The 15,874-nt window shown below is 39.1% G+C and carries 15 protein-coding genes; 10 read left to right on the top strand and 5 right to left on the bottom strand.

Going from position 1 to position 15,874, the window contains the following annotated elements; all coding sequences use genetic code 11:
• Positions 1 to 5: 5 nt before the first annotated feature.
• The gene (locus tag B4Z90_RS06155; protein ID WP_112373956.1) at positions 6 to 1,517 is read right to left on the bottom strand and encodes a gluconokinase; all 1,512 of its coding nucleotides are present in this window, start codon (positions 1,515 to 1,517) and stop codon (positions 6 to 8) included.
• 180 nt (positions 1,518 to 1,697) lie between these two features.
• On the opposite strand from B4Z90_RS06155, the gene B4Z90_RS06150 reads away from it, so the two are divergent.
• Entirely contained in the window at positions 1,698 to 1,877 is a 180-nt protein-coding gene (locus B4Z90_RS06150; RefSeq protein ID WP_070561606.1) for a hypothetical protein, read from the top strand.
• A gap of 40 nt (positions 1,878 to 1,917) precedes the next feature.
• Here B4Z90_RS06150 and B4Z90_RS06145 read toward each other — a convergent pair whose 3' ends face one another.
• Complete coding sequence (locus B4Z90_RS06145; RefSeq protein WP_046674822.1) at positions 1,918 to 3,549, bottom strand: ABC-F family ATP-binding cassette domain-containing protein; 1,632 nt, start codon at positions 3,547 to 3,549, stop codon at positions 1,918 to 1,920.
• Positions 3,550 to 3,633: 84 nt separating this feature from the next.
• Between B4Z90_RS06145 and trmD the strand changes: the two genes are divergently transcribed.
• The 6 genes from trmD to dusB all read left to right on the top strand — a co-directional run bounded on the left by trmD (position 3,634) and on the right by dusB (position 8,800).
• Positions 3,634 to 4,311, top strand: coding sequence for a tRNA (guanosine(37)-N1)-methyltransferase TrmD (gene trmD, locus B4Z90_RS06140; protein ID WP_286801591.1), 678 nt, complete (start codon positions 3,634 to 3,636; stop codon positions 4,309 to 4,311).
• Between the two features lie 258 nt (positions 4,312 to 4,569).
• Complete coding sequence (locus B4Z90_RS06135; RefSeq protein ID WP_070561608.1) at positions 4,570 to 5,973, top strand: anthranilate synthase component I family protein; 1,404 nt, start codon at positions 4,570 to 4,572, stop codon at positions 5,971 to 5,973.
• Complete coding sequence (locus B4Z90_RS06130) at positions 5,970 to 6,263, top strand: chorismate mutase (protein WP_070561610.1); 294 nt, start codon at positions 5,970 to 5,972, stop codon at positions 6,261 to 6,263. Before B4Z90_RS06135 ends, B4Z90_RS06130 begins: the two co-directional genes overlap by 4 nt.
• A complete protein-coding gene (locus tag B4Z90_RS06125) occupies positions 6,250 to 6,825 on the top strand; it encodes an anthranilate synthase component II (protein WP_112373957.1) in 576 nt (191 codons plus the stop codon). The genes B4Z90_RS06130 and B4Z90_RS06125 overlap by 14 nt, the downstream gene beginning before the upstream one ends.
• 11 nt (positions 6,826 to 6,836) lie before the next feature.
• On the top strand, positions 6,837 to 7,619 hold the full coding sequence (gene trpC / locus B4Z90_RS06120) for an indole-3-glycerol phosphate synthase TrpC (protein WP_112373958.1): 783 nt from the start codon (positions 6,837 to 6,839) through the stop codon (positions 7,617 to 7,619).
• A 185-nt stretch (positions 7,620 to 7,804) separates the two neighbouring features.
• Positions 7,805 to 8,800, top strand: a complete 996-nt coding sequence (gene dusB, locus B4Z90_RS06115) for a tRNA dihydrouridine synthase DusB (protein ID WP_070561616.1) — start codon at positions 7,805 to 7,807, stop codon at positions 8,798 to 8,800.
• Between the two features lie 67 nt (positions 8,801 to 8,867).
• Here the strand turns inward: dusB and B4Z90_RS06110 are convergent, their stop codons facing one another.
• The 3 genes from B4Z90_RS06110 to B4Z90_RS06100 all read right to left on the bottom strand — a co-directional run bounded on the left by B4Z90_RS06110 (position 8,868) and on the right by B4Z90_RS06100 (position 11,957).
• Positions 8,868 to 10,337, bottom strand: coding sequence for a lipopolysaccharide biosynthesis protein (locus tag B4Z90_RS06110; RefSeq protein ID WP_112374065.1), 1,470 nt, complete (start codon positions 10,335 to 10,337; stop codon positions 8,868 to 8,870).
• Between the two features lie 44 nt (positions 10,338 to 10,381).
• Positions 10,382 to 10,663, bottom strand: a complete 282-nt coding sequence (locus B4Z90_RS06105; RefSeq protein ID WP_112373959.1) for an acylphosphatase — start codon at positions 10,661 to 10,663, stop codon at positions 10,382 to 10,384.
• Positions 10,664 to 10,781: 118 nt separating this feature from the next.
• Positions 10,782 to 11,957, bottom strand: coding sequence for an amidohydrolase family protein (locus B4Z90_RS06100; RefSeq protein ID WP_070561620.1), 1,176 nt, complete (start codon positions 11,955 to 11,957; stop codon positions 10,782 to 10,784).
• Between the two features lie 408 nt (positions 11,958 to 12,365).
• Here B4Z90_RS06100 and B4Z90_RS06095 point away from each other — a divergent pair, with 408 nt between their 5' ends.
• From B4Z90_RS06095 to B4Z90_RS06085, 3 genes are all read left to right on the top strand, one after another.
• Positions 12,366 to 14,801 (top strand): TonB-dependent receptor, encoded by a 2,436-nt coding sequence (locus B4Z90_RS06095; protein WP_286801590.1) that lies wholly within the window; start codon positions 12,366 to 12,368, stop codon positions 14,799 to 14,801.
• Positions 14,802 to 15,010: 209 nt separating this feature from the next.
• Positions 15,011 to 15,469, top strand: coding sequence for a D-aminoacyl-tRNA deacylase (gene dtd / locus B4Z90_RS06090; RefSeq protein WP_070561625.1), 459 nt, complete (start codon positions 15,011 to 15,013; stop codon positions 15,467 to 15,469).
• A gap of 18 nt (positions 15,470 to 15,487) precedes the next feature.
• Positions 15,488 to 15,814, top strand: coding sequence for a nucleotide pyrophosphohydrolase (locus B4Z90_RS06085; protein WP_070561627.1), 327 nt, complete (start codon positions 15,488 to 15,490; stop codon positions 15,812 to 15,814).
• Positions 15,815 to 15,874 lie beyond the last annotated feature (60 nt).

Genomic DNA, 15,874 nt, shown 5'->3' with positions numbered 1-15,874 from the left:
TTTACTTAAAACTCACCTTCCAATATATGGTACAGGCGTTCAAATTTCCGGAAGTTTTTCATATATACAGCGTGATTCTCCGCACTCGGTTTATAATAATGCTCGGTCTCTTGCTCTCCTTCCGCTTGTTTGTTTTTTATAGTAGGCTCACATCCCTGAATACCCAAGGCTTCCAAGCCTATCAATGCTGCTCCCCATGCAGAGCTTTCTACTGTATTTTTGGTGAATACAGGTTTATTGAAAATGTCTGCAAGCATCTGCACGAACAACGATGACCGCGCCAAGCCGCCGCTTGCAAAGATCGTATGAATGGGACCGGTGTTCTCCTCTAACGCGATTCCTACACTGTAAATTGCAAACAACATCCCTTCCATCATGGCACGTGCAAAGTGCGCCCTGCCATGATGCAACTGTATTCCAAAATAAACACCTTTAGCATTGGAATTCCAATGTGGTGCCCGTTCACCAGTTAAATAGGGCAAGAATATCAAGCCCTCTGCCCCCGGAACGACGGAGCCGATCAAAGCATCTAACGACGCCGAAAGATCTCCATCTGCTTCCATTTGGGTATATTCGTTCAAAAAGTTGTCTCGAAACCAGTTGCGTAATACACCGCCATTATTAACCGCACCACCAATTATATATTCATTTGATCTCAGTAGGTAGGTAAATAGTCTTTGTTTTTTTTCTTGATTTGCCTGCGAGCTTGCTACGCGAATAGCTCCACTGGTACCTACAGTTACCGAAGCCACTCCAGGACGTATAGCTCCTACTCCGAGATTAGCCAAACAACCATCGCTACCACCTATAACAAAAGGGGTATCTTCAGGGATATGCATCAAGGCCGCAATTTCTCGGCTAGGCATATTTAAAATATAATTGACCGGAACTGGAGATGCTAGCTGTTCTTCCGATATGCCCGCCAAGCTTAACGCCTGATCAGACCATCTTAGGTGATGTATGTCGAAAAGCCCTGTTGCAGATGCAATGGAATGATCGACCACATACACGCCAAAGAGCCGGTAAAAAAGAAATTCTTTGATACCGATAAACTTGTACGATTGAGCAAATAATTTTTGATCATTGGCCCCTATCCACATTAATTTGCAAAGCAAAGACATGGGATGTATTGGTGTACCCGTCTGCTGATAAAGCAACCTGCCCGCCTCACTTGCCTCCAAGGCAACCGCAATATGCTCACTTCTGCGATCTGCCCATATAATGCAATTGCTAAGTGGCTGTCCTGCCGAGTCAACAGCGATCAGTCCGTGCATAGCACTGCTCACCGAAATACATACAGGTTTCGGTATCTCCACACTAGATTGCCTTAAGCTAATCATGACATGCATAATAGAATCAATACATGCGCCATAAACAATCTCCGGATCTTGCTCATACCACCCTTCCAACGGGTTTATTATAGGATAAGGTATACTATGCTGGGATAAGATGTTACCTGCGTGGTCAAATGCAACAGCTTTCGCAGATGATGTCCCAATGTCTAATCCAATGATCATAAATAAAATTGATGTTTAGGAAAGTTCAATATACGGAATATCTGTTAGCTTACAACAAAAGGCTCAATACCAGCAAAGTAATTGGAGCGAGAAAATCGCCGCATACCAATCTACTGATAATTGTCTTTCGTAGTATCAACATAAATGGTAAATTTCAACTTAGAAAAATGGTATTAAACGATGAGTATAGACAAAAAGAATAACTACGATTTTGGAATAGTTGGACTCGGCGTAATGGTATTGATCGGGAAGGTGTCTTTCACACACTTTGGGATTAAGGAAAAAAAGCTTGAAGGCTCGATTAATATTCTTTTAAAACACAAAAAAGCGGCTTTTATATCAAAAAGCCGCTTTTTATAACTGAGCCCCTATCGGGTTTTACACGACGTTTATCTAGATGCTAACGTTCAATATCTTTCAAGCTACTCATCTTCTTGTATTCCAAGAAACCTTTAATATCTTCAAAATGCTCCCGTACACGTTTATTTCCGAATTCAAAGACTTTCTCTGCCAAACCATCCAAAAAGTCACGGTCGTGCGAAACAAGGATCAATGTACCATCGAAATCTTTTAAAGCATCTTTGATAATGTCCTTTGTCTTCATATCCAAATGGTTTGTGGGCTCATCAAGAATCAATACATTGACCGGTTCCAACAACAATTTTATCATCGCCAAACGCGTTCTCTCCCCTCCAGATAATACTTTCACCTTTTTAGTTGTATCATCGCCGCTAAACATGAAAGCCCCCAAAAGATCTTTCATTTTAACACGTACATCGCCTACTGCGATTTGATCAATGGTATCAAAAACAGTCATTTCACCATCAAGTAAGGCTGCCTGATTCTGTGCGAAATAGCCAATTTTTGCATTGTGGCCAACTTTTAACGTACCTTCGAAATCGATCTCACCCATAATTGCTTTGATCATGGTAGATTTACCCTCACCGTTCTTTCCGACAAAAGCAACCTTTTCACCACGTTCGATAACCATATTTGCTTTTTGAAACACAACATGTTCATCATAAGCTTTGGTTAGATCCTCAACAATAACAGGATATTGACCCGAACGCGGAGATGGTGGGAACTTAAGACGCAATGCGGAAGTATCCACTTCGTCAATCTCGATGATTTCCAATTTCTCCAACATCTTTACACGTGATTGTACCTGCAATGTTTTAGAATAGGTTCCTCTGAAACGATCAATAAACTCCTGATTGTCCGCAATAAAGCGTTGTTGCTCTTCATATGCTTTTAGCTGATGCTGGCGACGCTCCTGACGTAATTCCAGGTAATGACTATACTTGGCACGATAATCATAAATCCGTCCCATCGTCACCTCAATGGTCCTATTGGTGATATTGTCGACAAATGCCCTATCGTGCGAAATAACGATAACTGCTTTAGCCGAATTGACCAAGAAATCTTCCAGCCATTGAATACTCTCGATATCCATGTGGTTGGTTGGCTCATCCAATAAAATCAAATCCGGCTTCTTCAATAATATTTTAGCTAATTCGATACGCATCCGCCAACCACCCGAAAACTCAGAAGTCTGTCTTGTAAAATCAGAACGCTCAAAACCGAGTCCCTTCAAGACCTTTTCAACTTCTGCATCATAATTAACTTCCTCAATTGAATAGAACTTTTCGCTTAATTCGGATACACGTTCGATCAATTGCATATAATCATCAGACTCATAGTCTGTACGGATATTTAATTGCTCATTCAGGTTTTCCAACTCATCACGCATACCATAGACTTCTTCGAAAGCCTTTGACGTTTCCTCAAAAACAGTCACGTTATCCTCTGTTAGCAAATGTTGCGGTAAATAGGCTATAATGGCATCTTTCGGACCAGCAACATTACCTGTAGTAGGTTTACCCACTCCAGCGATAATTTTCAATAAAGTCGATTTACCGGCGCCATTTTTACCCATCAATGCGATCTTATCATTCTCATTGATGGAGAAGGATACATCTGAAAAAAGAGTTGTTCCCCCAAAGGAAACAGAAATATTATTTACGTCAATCACTGTATATACACTTAATTTTGGCACAAAGATAAGCGAATCAATCTTATAAATAGACAATGGTGCATTTTTGTGTATCTTTGCCCCATGCGTTTTGATATTATTACGGTCTTACCTGACCTCTTGGAAAGTCCATTTGCACACTCTATTTTGCAACGAGCAAAGAACAAAGGCTTGGCTGAAATATATGTCCATAATTTAAGAGACTATTCAACAAATAAACACAAAAGTGTCGATGATTATCAGTACGGGGGCGGATCGGGCATGGTCCTTCAAATAGAACCCTTTGCCAAGTGTATTGAGGAATTGCAGTCTGAACGGGAATACGATGAGATCATTTACATGACTCCCGATGGTGAAACATTCAATCAGGATATTGCGAACGGATTATCGACAAAAGGAAATATGATGATTCTCTGTGGGCATTACAAGGGAATAGATCAACGTATCCGTGATATTTATGTAACAAAGGAGATATCTGTAGGTGATTATGTATTGTCTGGAGGTGAACTTCCAGCGGCGATTGTTACAGATGCTGTGATCCGTCTGATTCCCGGAGTTTTGTCGGATGAAACATCCGCGCTTTCAGATTCTTTTCAGGATGGATTACTTGATGCACCTATCTATACACGCCCTGCAGACTGGAAAGGCCACAAAGTGCCTGATATTCTCCTTAGTGGTCATGAGGCAAAAATCGCTGCATGGAAAGATGAACAACAGTTAAAAAGAACACAAGAAAGACGTCCTGATTTATTAAATGATTAAGAAATAAGGTGAATTTTTGTTTTTTTGTCACAAAAAGTTTGCTTATTTATTTTTTTTTATAAATTTGTGTAATAATGACACGAAGATATACAAATACAAATTGGTGGTGGCCTGAAGCAATAAGCATCGGGAACTAATTGGTATTGTCATAATATTTCATAATCAACCAAAACCATTTATGGAAATTCCAACCCCGATGCTGACCAGTATCGGGGTTTTTTTATACATAATTTACAAAAAGAAGATAAGACACAAAAAATGAAGTATACATTCAAAACACAAACCAGAAAGTTGCTTGCGGATACAACTACCCCCGTGAGCATCTATCTTCGTCTAAGAGATATCTTTCCAAACTCCTTGTTACTGGAAAGCTCCGACTACCATAGTCGCGACAACAACATAAGTTATATCTGTTGTCAACCAATAGCTGGAATCCAGCTCGATGAGGAAGAGCTGACGCTCACTTATCCGGGTAGAGAACGTATCGCAAAAAGTGCACACGAAATCGAATTACGTCAAGAAGTTTCCGATTTTAGAAATTCGTTCGAAGATCATACAATTGCTGAACTTAACTTGATCTCCAATGGCCTATTTGGTTACTTCACCTTCGATTGTATTGAACACTTTGAGGACATCAAACTCACAACAACGGTAGATCCAGCACGGAAAATACCGTTTATGCAATATCATGTTTACAAATATGTCATTGCCATCGACCACTTCCGTAATCAACTCTATATTTTTGAACATCTGCTGGACGACGAAGAATCAGAACTTGAAAGAATGCAGTTCCTTATTCAGAACAAAAACTTCCCTGAATATACCTTCAAACTAGCTGGTGAGGAAAGCTCCAATCGTACCGATGAAGAACACCGTCAGCTGGTCAAGAAGATGAAAGAGCATATCCAACGTGGCGATGTATTCCAGATTGTTCCATCCAGAGGCTTTAAGACACCATTCTCTGGTGATGAATTCAATGTCTATCGTGCACTCCGCTCCATCAACCCATCACCTTATCTTTTCTATTTTGACTACGGTGACTTTAAACTTTTCGGATCTTCGCCTGAGGCTCAACTGCGTATTCACGGAAAACAAGCGACGATTTTCCCTATTGCAGGAACATTTAAACGGACAGGCAACATGGAAGAAGATCAAAAAATAGCCACCAAACTCAAAGAAGATCCAAAAGAGACTTCAGAACATGTTATGCTCGTAGATCTTGCCCGCAATGACTTAAGTAGACATTGTACCCAAGTTAAAGTTGAGTCCTACATGGAACCACAATATTACTCCCATATTATCCACTTGGTCTCTAAAGTAACGGGCACATTAAAAGATAATATCAATCCATTTGACATCGTAGGCGATACGTATCCAGCGGGTACACTTTCAGGTGCTCCAAAACATATGGCGTTGACACTGATTGATCGTTACGAAGGATTACAACGCTCATTTTATTCTGGTGCAATTGGATTCATGGGTTTTAACGGCGACTTTAATCATGCCATTATGATTCGTTCCTTCCTAAGTAAACAAAACACCCTACACTATCAGGCCGGCGGTGGTATTGTACTAGATTCAGATCCTGAAATGGAGCTACAAGAAGTAAATAACAAAATTGCTGCTCTACGAAAAGCATTACAATTAGCAGAAACATTATGATCAGACCATTGGAATACTGTGTCAACAAGCAACATATCCATGATTCGGTAGACACTATTGACAACCGCATCGTTGAGCTATTGGCATTACGAAAAACCTATATCGGTAAAGGTAAGGCCTTCAAGGATGAGCAAAACGAAGAGCAGCATATTATTCGGAACCTGGGCAGTAATTATGGAGTGCTGGCAAAAAGATTTAATTTGCCAACCGAATTTATTCAATCTATATTTCAGGAAATTGAAAATTATATTAATCAAGATTTTATAGTAAAAGGTTATGAGCAACAATAAAATAGTCGTTATAGACAACTACGATTCGTTCACTTACAACTTGGTCCATTTGTTACAGGAATTAGATCAAGAGTATGTTGTATGGAGAAATGATAAATTCAAACTGGAAGATATTGATGCTTTCGATAAAATACTTCTTTCGCCCGGACCAGGCATTCCGGAAGAAGCTGGATTATTGCTTGATGTTATCCGTACCTACGCTCCACATAAAAGTATATTGGGCATTTGTTTGGGCCAACAGGCGATCGCAGAGGTTTTTGGTGGTACGCTATTCAATATGGAAAAACCTTTGCATGGCGTAGCAACAAATATTACCGTTGTTGATGAGTCAGAAAAATTGTTTCGCGACTTCCCAAAAGATTCCAAAATAGGACGCTATCATTCTTGGGCCGTAAACAAAGACACCTTACCGGCTAGCCTCAAGGTAACGGCGATCGACGAGAATGGCATCATTATGGCCTTAACCCATACTGAATACGATGTAAGGGGAATGCAGTTCCACCCAGAGTCGGTATTGACCACAAATGGTAAGAAAATAATTGAAAACTGGTTGGGAATCTAACATCTAGAAAAATGACTATACTTGATAAAATCATTGAACGAAAAAAAATAGAAGTAGAACAAGCAAAAGCTTTAGTTCCTTTGGAGGAATTATTAAACTATCCCTATTTCAATGTGGCTTGTCTATCGTTGAGAGAATCTATTCTTGATCCTGAAAAAACAGGAATTATAGCTGAATACAAAAGAGCATCGCCATCAAAAGGAGACATCAATAGCACTTCAGCAGTGGAAGATGTTGTAAAGGCATACGAGGAGGCAGGTGCTTCAGCGGTGTCTGTTCTGACGGATGGGGAATTTTTCAAAGGCAATTTAGAAGATCTATCGAAAGCACGTAAGGCTATTAGCATTCCTATCTTAAGAAAAGAATTCATCGTCGATAAGTATCAGATCGCCGAAGCAAAAGCGTATGGCGCAGACATCATTCTTTTAATTGCAGCATGTCTGAAAAAGGAGGAAGTTCAGGAATTTGCAGCCTATGCACATCAATTGGGTTTAAATGTCTTACTTGAGGTGCATAACGAACAGGAACTGTTGGATAATCTTTTTGATGACATTGACGCAATCGGTGTTAATAATAGAAATCTGAAAGATTTTTCAGTCGACATTCAGCATTCCTATGATCTCCTAGACAAAATACCAACAGAATATATTAAAGTATCTGAGAGCGGCATAGCTGATCCTTCGACAATTAAAGCCTTAAAAAAAGCTGGATTCCAAGGTTTTCTAATTGGTGAAAATTTCATGAAGACAGCCGATCCTGGACAAGCCATCAAAGACTTTGTAAAAGAAATATAGGGAAATCGAACCCTGACAGCAGGACGGCTATCCTCTCCTTTAATTATCGATTTGGCGGGCTTAGCGATTTGAACAGTCAACGTTCGACAGGGTCTGAAGAGATCAAAAATAGGCTTTAAACTCGTGACAGTGAGTTAACTTTATACTAATGCCAAATTTTGTACCTTTGTAAAAAATTATCGAAGATGTCGGTCAAGATTGGTGAAAATATTGATTTGGGTAAATTCCCTTTGTTATTAGCTCCGATGGAGGATGTAAGTGATCCTCCGTTTCGCTATGTGTGCAAACAGAATGGTGTTGATTTAATGTATACTGAATTTATTTCTTCGGAAGGGTTAATTCGGGATGCTGCAAAGTCAATTCAAAAATTGGATATTTTTGAGTATGAACGTCCTATTGGCATTCAGATCTTCGGTGGAGATATTGAAAGTATGCGTCAATCTGCTGAAATCTGCACAAAAGCAGGACCTAATTTAATCGACATCAATTACGGCTGCCCAGTTAAAAAAGTAGTCTGTAAAGGAGCTGGTTCATCCCTGCTACAGGACATCGATAAAATGGTTGCAATGACAAAAGCTGTCGTTGAGGCTACGGATTTACCCGTAACGGTGAAAACACGTCTTGGTTGGGATGACAACACAAAAAATGTATACGAAGTTGCTGAAAGACTACAAGATGTGGGGATCAAAGCACTGGCTATTCATGGACGTACGCGCGCACAATTGTATAAGGGTCAGGCGGACTGGTCCATGATTCGGGATATCAAACGTAATCCGCGTATCAAAATCCCAATTTTTGGCAATGGCGATGTAGACTCTGTCGAAAAAGCTGCGGCATGGCGCCAGGAGTTTGAAGTGGATGGCATTATGATTGGCCGTGCAGCAATCGGATACCCTTGGATCTTTAGAGAAATCAAACATTTTTTCAATACTGGCGAACGTTTAGAAGGACCTACCATTGCTGAACGTGTCGAGGTTTGCCGAACACATCTCAACAAATCCATCGAATGGAAAGGTGACAAATTGGGTATTTTTGAAATGCGTAGGCATTATGCGAATTACTTCAAAGGAATCCCCAACTTTAAAGAACACCGCATGAAATTAGTCAGCTTACAAAGCCAGGCAGAGATTCTTGAGGTACTTTATGAAATTGAACACAATTTCTCCGCAGAAATGGTATAATACTGAAGTCTACAATTTATAAAGAAAAAGGTCGTGCTAAGTTAACATTAGCACGACCTTTTTTCTTTTAAGCATCTTTCTTGATAAATCGCTTGAGCTGATTTCGTTCCATCAAAAATACACCTCCCAGGTAAGCGATTAAAAGTCCATTACCAATAAAAACATTATGATGAAATACAAAGTAAGAAAGGTAGGAGAAACATATTCCCGCAAATATATACATCAGGATCTTTCCCAATTTATAAGGTATAGGGTAATGTTTTTGCCCCCATACATAAGATAGCACAACCATAGCAAAGTAGGCTAAAAATGTGACTATTGATGCTCCCACATAGCTGTATCTCGGAATCAGATAATAATTTGCCACGATGGTTATTCCTGCGCCTACCAATGAAATATACAAAGCGTACCGCGTTTGATCAGAAAGCTTATACCATACCGAAAGATTCATATAAATCCCCAGCAGCACATAATTGAACAGCAACAAAGGAACAATGAAAAGTCCAGACCAATATAAGTCACGTGTTTCCACATTTCCTTTAATAAAATACTTCAGCCAGTCAATATTCGCTGTAATCCCCAACATAACTAACATCATGGCAATGACGAAATATTCCATAATTAACGCATAGGTCTTTTTCGCATTTGCATTTTTTGCATAAGAAAAGAAAAATGGCTCTGCCCCCAATCGAAAAGCCTGAACAAAAATACTCAGAAACATCGCCAATTTTCCAACGGCTCCATAGATCCCCAAATCGCGATCACCAATATCCTTAGGCAGGTAGATTGGCAATACAATTTTATCTAAATTTTCGTTGATGATATAAGAAATATTGGCTATTAAAATCGGAAAGCTATAGGATAGCATCTTTAAGATTAGCTGCTTTTCGGGTTTAAAATAAAAACCTCTCATTTCAGGCAGAAGAAATAGAAAGGTCGCTGCACTTGCCACAATATTGGAAATAAATACATAACCTATCCATTCATTTCTGTACCAACCGGAACACCAAGAGCCCAATGCACCTCCATCTTTTATCAAATAGGGAACCAGAGCAATAAAGAATAGGTTAAGAACAACCATAATACCGATATTGGCCAATTTAATAACACCAAATCGGATAGGCCTTCCCTCCGATCTCAATTTCGCAAAAGGAACAATAGCTAAAGCATCCAATGCCAATATGAGGGCAAAATACTTCACATAGCTCTCGTAATCGGCATTGTAAGTTCCCTTATTCAACCAACCACCAATAGTGCCAGCAAAGACAATGGCCGTTATAAAAAATAATGTTGCCAGAGTGGCAATGACGATAAAACTATTATTGAAAACCTGCTTCTTATCCTTTTCTTCGACTTTTTGGAGAAACCTAAAAAAAGTAGTTTCCATACCAAATGCCAAAACGGCATTGATCATGGACGCCCAGGCGTACATATTGGTAAATATTCCGTAGGACGCAGGTGGATATTTGAGGACATAGAGTGGCGTCATAACGAAATACAGCATACGTGCTATAATCGTACTCAGGCCATAAATCATGGTCTGTCCAGCGAATTTTTTAAGTACTGACAAGGTGAAAAGACTTAAGATTGAACTCTTTTAACTACTTCAAAATTGGAAAAGCCCTTCATTTCGCCTTCCTTTACTTCAACACTTTCAACAATTGCACCCTCGGGCCCTTCTTGGCAGAACTCCAACAGTGAATCTAGTGCAAACTCGTCGCCCTCGCCCTCAATATAGACAGAACCATCTTTTAAATTGACAACAAAGCCCCTAACACCAACTTGATCTGCAACCGCCTTGGTTGTCAATCTAAAAAAGACTCCCTGTACTTTACCTATTATTGAAATATTCAAATGTTTCATCTGTAACTTATTTTTTCTTCCATCGGTCAGATGGAACTTACCATGACTATAGTTCCGTTATTATAGTCATGGACGGTTCAATAAGAGCAAAAGTACAGAAGTTTTGGGGAATTAAATACTACGCTAAACGTTTTACCTTAACATCTTCATGTAGGCGCATGTGTTCCATACCTTGCAACAATACAATCCCAGGCTTTTTACCCACTTCAAGTGAGCCAAATTCATCCTCAATGTTCAACGCGATCGCACCATTAATCGTAGCCCATTGAATAGTCTGCAAGAAATCGAGATCCTCAAAGTGCGCATGCAATACCTTTAGTTCCTCCAAAATGGATAATGTATCATTTGAAGCTAAACTGTCCGTTCCGATTACTAAACGCTGTCCGGCATTCATAAAATTCTGAACCTTTGGTAATGTTCCTTCAATATAAAGGTTGGCTTTTGGACAAAGACACCACATCACATCACGATCCATGCGCTCTACAAAATCCAGATCTTTAAGAGAAGTATAGGTATTATGAACCAACAATAATTTATTGGGATATGGCAAATAAGGAAGATAGGACTGAATCGAATTTCTTGCCTGCGCCTTAATCGCATCGGCGTTTTTTCCTATACTTTTATAAAAGTCCAGGAACTCCCCCATTTTATAACGAAACAGTTTATTCTCCTCTTCACTTTCTTGATTGTGGATACTGATAATATTTGTTTCCGGAACCATCTTCTTGAATTTTTTGAAAAGTACTTTCGAACAAGAATATGGCGCGTGTGGCGTAATGGATACATGCCCATTCCTAAACTCTTGAGTCAACGATTTAGCCTCTTTTAACTTAAAGTCAGCTTCGTCAGGTTCAATTCCGAGCACCTCCACAAACGTATGATATAAGATCTGAGAATCTTCCTTCAGTTTCGAGGAATTATCTGTGTTGGCATGATCTCCGACTGCAACAATACCATTTTCATACATCTCTCGATCGGCTTTTGCCATAGCGTCGTCTATTTTTTTCATCGACGCCGACCGCGTTGTCATCACCTTACTAAGAAAACTCGGAAGTCCCGTACCTTTAGGGACAATACCTTTCATATGCGACAATTCAATGTGGCAATGTGCATTGATAAAACCTGGAATTATCACTCCTTCATATCTCTCAACCTTCGTTTTGTCTGAAGGTGTAAATGAAGTTGGGTCATAGATACCTTGAATTACCCCCTCCTCATCTACCGAAACAATACCATCTTTTATTGGCATTGAAGTAATCGGCAGAATATAATTAGCGCTTAAATATTTTAACATTTTATCTCCTCACTATCAATTTAGTAACTAAAAATTTTTGACCTGTATGAATACATACCTCTAGTAGAAAAATTCATGCCAAGGTACCTAAAAAGAACAATAAATACCAAAAACAACAATTTGCACAAATTTTTAACCAAAAAGAAATAAAGCCGTAAATCCACTCTTTTGTATTTGTCATAAATTACTTCTTTATACTTCATTTCAATTTTAAATTTATATATTCGCAGCATCGAATAGGGGTGCCTTGTTTTGTCAGGAACACAAATAAAGGCTGAGATTATACCCAACAGATTAAATTCTGTACACCTGATCCAGATAATGCTGGCGTAGGGAGAGGTTAGTTAAATAGTGCGGTCATAGTAACCCCTTGCTATGATTTGTTTAACTCAAACAAAATACATTACCATGATCAAATTTTTGATTTGTAGCTCCTTAGCTACTATTTCAAGTCAAATTGCCATTGCGCAACAAAATCTGACAATTAAAGCTGTAGACAATACCAATCAGACTCCCTTACAGTACGTTTCCATATCCATCGATGGACAAGCATCCTTCGCTGGCCAATCGGACAAAAACGGACTGATTAAACTATATCGTATCAATACAGGTAAGCATCAGATTCAGGTATCTTCTCTTGGATATAAAACATGGAGCCGAAATGTGGATATTAAAGACAATTTGGAACTTACGGTAGCATTAGAACCTAGTACAATTCAAATGGAAGAGGTCCTTGTTCAATCTACCCGTGCCAAAAGAAATGCTCCTACAACCTTTAAAAACATCTCCAAAGAAGAAATAACACGTAACAATCTCGGTCAGGATATCCCATTTCTTTTAAATCAGACCCCGTCCGTGCAGGTAAATTCCGATGCCGGTGCGGGTATAGGTTATACAGGAATGACGATCAGGGGATCCGACAATCAACGAATCAACGTAACACTCAATGGAATCCCCTTAAATGATGCAGAGAGCATGGGTTCCTTTTTTGTAAACCTTCCCGACTTTGCCTCTTCTACCGAGAGCATCCAAGTTCAGCGTGGTATTGGGACCTCGACGAATGGCGCCGGATCATTTGGAGCCTCATTAAATATCCAGTCCAATACTCTAGTAGAAACCCCTTACGCAGAACTCAACAATTCATTTGGCTCTTATAATACTTGGAAAAATACGGTCAAAGTCGGTACCGGACTAATTGACGACAAATTTGCCTTCAATGCCAGATTATCTCGAATAAGTAGCGATGGTTACATCGAAAGAGGTAGTTCAGACTTACAATCTTTCTATGTGGACGGAGGGTATTATGGCAAGAAACATATTTTAAAAGGAATTGTATTCTGGGGAAAAGAAAAGACCTATCAAGCCTGGAATGGCGTTCCTGAACCATTGATTACAGGAGATCGGTCGCGCATGGATGATTATGCAGATAATGCACTCGAAATTTCCGGTGCCGAGAAGGATCGTTTCATGAACGCTGGCCGTAATTATAACCTATACACGTATAACAATCAAACAGATAATTATACGCAGAAACATCATCAACTTCATTATACCAATATACTGAACGACAAATTGACGCTCAATACAGCCTTACACTATACAAGAGGTTATGGTTACTATGAAGAAATGAGACCGGGAGATAAACTAAGTAAATACGGTTTGCCTAACGTCATTATTGGTAAGGACACCATTCAAAAAACAGATCTTGTCCGCAGGAGATGGCTGGATAATTATTTTTACGGAATGACTTATGCTCTGAATTACAGGCCGAACGATCAGCTTGAAATTACTTGGGGTGGAGCTTATAATCAATATAAAGGAAAACATTATGGCCAGGTGATTTGGGCACAATATGCATCAACAGGATTTCTTGACGACAAATATTATTTTGGGAAATCACAAAAAAATGATTTCAGCAATTTCTTAAAAATCGATTACAAACTAGACAAATGGATATTAATGGCCGATATTCAATATCGGAATGTAGATTACCACATGTATGGTGATGATGATAAGGTAAAAAATTATAATTATCATCCTAAGTTTAATTTCCTGAATCCTAAAGCTGGTGCAACTTATCTGCTAAATGACCATTCAAATGTATACGCTTCTTATGCCTTTGCACAAAAAGAACCTGTCCGAAAGGATTTTATAGAGAAAAATATCGCCTTACCAGATCCTACCCCAGAGAAAATGCAGGACATTGAATTGGGCTATCGTTTTACAAATGAAAAATTCAACATCGGATTAAATGGATATGGCATGTTTTACAAGGATCAGTTGATCCCAACAGGTGAAATTAGTGATACAGGCTCTCCAATTCGACAAAATGTCAATGATAGCTATAGAATAGGTCTTGAATTCGATGGATCATGGAACATCAGCAAGCAGTTCAATTGGAAAGCAACAGCTAGTTTCAGCCAAAATAAAATTAAGGACTTTGAAGAGGTCATCGGCGATACAAGGATATTTTATTCGAAAACAAACATTGCTTTATCACCGGGAACTATTTTGTCAAGTAATTTCTCTTATAGTCCAATAACATCACTTACATTTTCGCTTCTATCCAAATTTGTAGGAAGACAATACCTGGATAATTCTTCTGCAAAAGAGAGAAGCATTTCCGCTTATTTTGTCAACAATCTGTTAGCAAACTATAACTTTACAGCATTAGGTATCAAAAACATCAGTGCAACCTTACAGGTCAACAATATACTGAACGAGAAGTACGAGGCCAATGGCTACACCTTTGGCTGGATGGAAGGAGATACCCGGAAGTATTATAATTTCTATTTCCCACAAGCCCCAACGAATTTCTTACTGGGCTTGAATTTCAAATTCTAAACCACCCTTTATAAAAGCCTCCTGATTCCAAACGCATTAGTAGCTGGGAAGGCGGACTGAAGGTCGCTTCTGATCAAATCCTTTAGCATAATTAGCGTCCCTTTTTCCTTCGGGAGAAAGGGACGTTTCTATATATACCTTGGAGAAAACTGAATTTCCCATCGTGTTTGACAATCGGAATTTTTACCTTTGGTTTTATACTTTTCACTATGCGCGCAGTTATACAACGAGTTACCAAAGCTTCTTGTACGGTAGATAATCAGATAACAGGCCAGATCCAGAAGGGTCTAATGATTTTATTAGGAGTTGAAGAAGCAGATACAACGGAAGATCTGAAATGGTTAGGACAGAAGTTCATCAACTTACGCATCTTCGAGGATGAACAGGGTATGATGAATAAGTCGATACAAGATGTAGACGGAAATATCTTACTCATCTCACAATTCACGCTCTTTGCTCAAACAAAAAAAGGAAACAGGCCTTCCTTTATCAGAGCAGCAAAACCGGACAAAGCCAAACCAATGTATGAAGAGATGGCTTTACTGCTAAGTCAATTGCTCCAAAAAGAGGTTCAGCTTGGCATATTCGGAGCCGATATGAAAATCGACCTACTGAATGATGGTCCAGTTACCATCGTCATGGACACAAAAGATAAGGACAACTTTTAATTTTTAATTGAACACAAGATGACTATTAAAGAAGCACAAGAGATTATTGACAAATGGATCAATAGTACCGGAGTACGTTATTTCAACGAGTTGACAAACACCGCCATACTCATGGAAGAAGTCGGTGAAGTTGCCCGAATAATGGCTCGGCAATACGGAGAACAATCTTTCAAAAAGTCAGACAAAGAAGTTAATTTAGCAGATGAAATGGCCGATGTATTATTCGTTTTGATGTGCCTTGCCAATCAAACGGGAATTGATCTAACAGCGGCTTTGGAACAAAATCTTCAAAAGAAATCAATTCGGGATGCCGACCGCCATAAAAACAACGAAAAACTTAAATAACCAAGAGTAGTATTGTTTGTACACCTCTTTGAGATAATATTTAATTTTAAATCGCGTACG

It is taken from the genome of Sphingobacterium sp. UBA5639, from assembly GCF_002421245.1.
GTDB classification, from domain to species: Bacteria; Bacteroidota; Bacteroidia; order Sphingobacteriales; family Sphingobacteriaceae; genus Sphingobacterium; species Sphingobacterium multivorum.
Note: the sequence above shows the minus strand (reverse complement) of the source record. Positions and strands in the feature narration are given on the sequence as shown.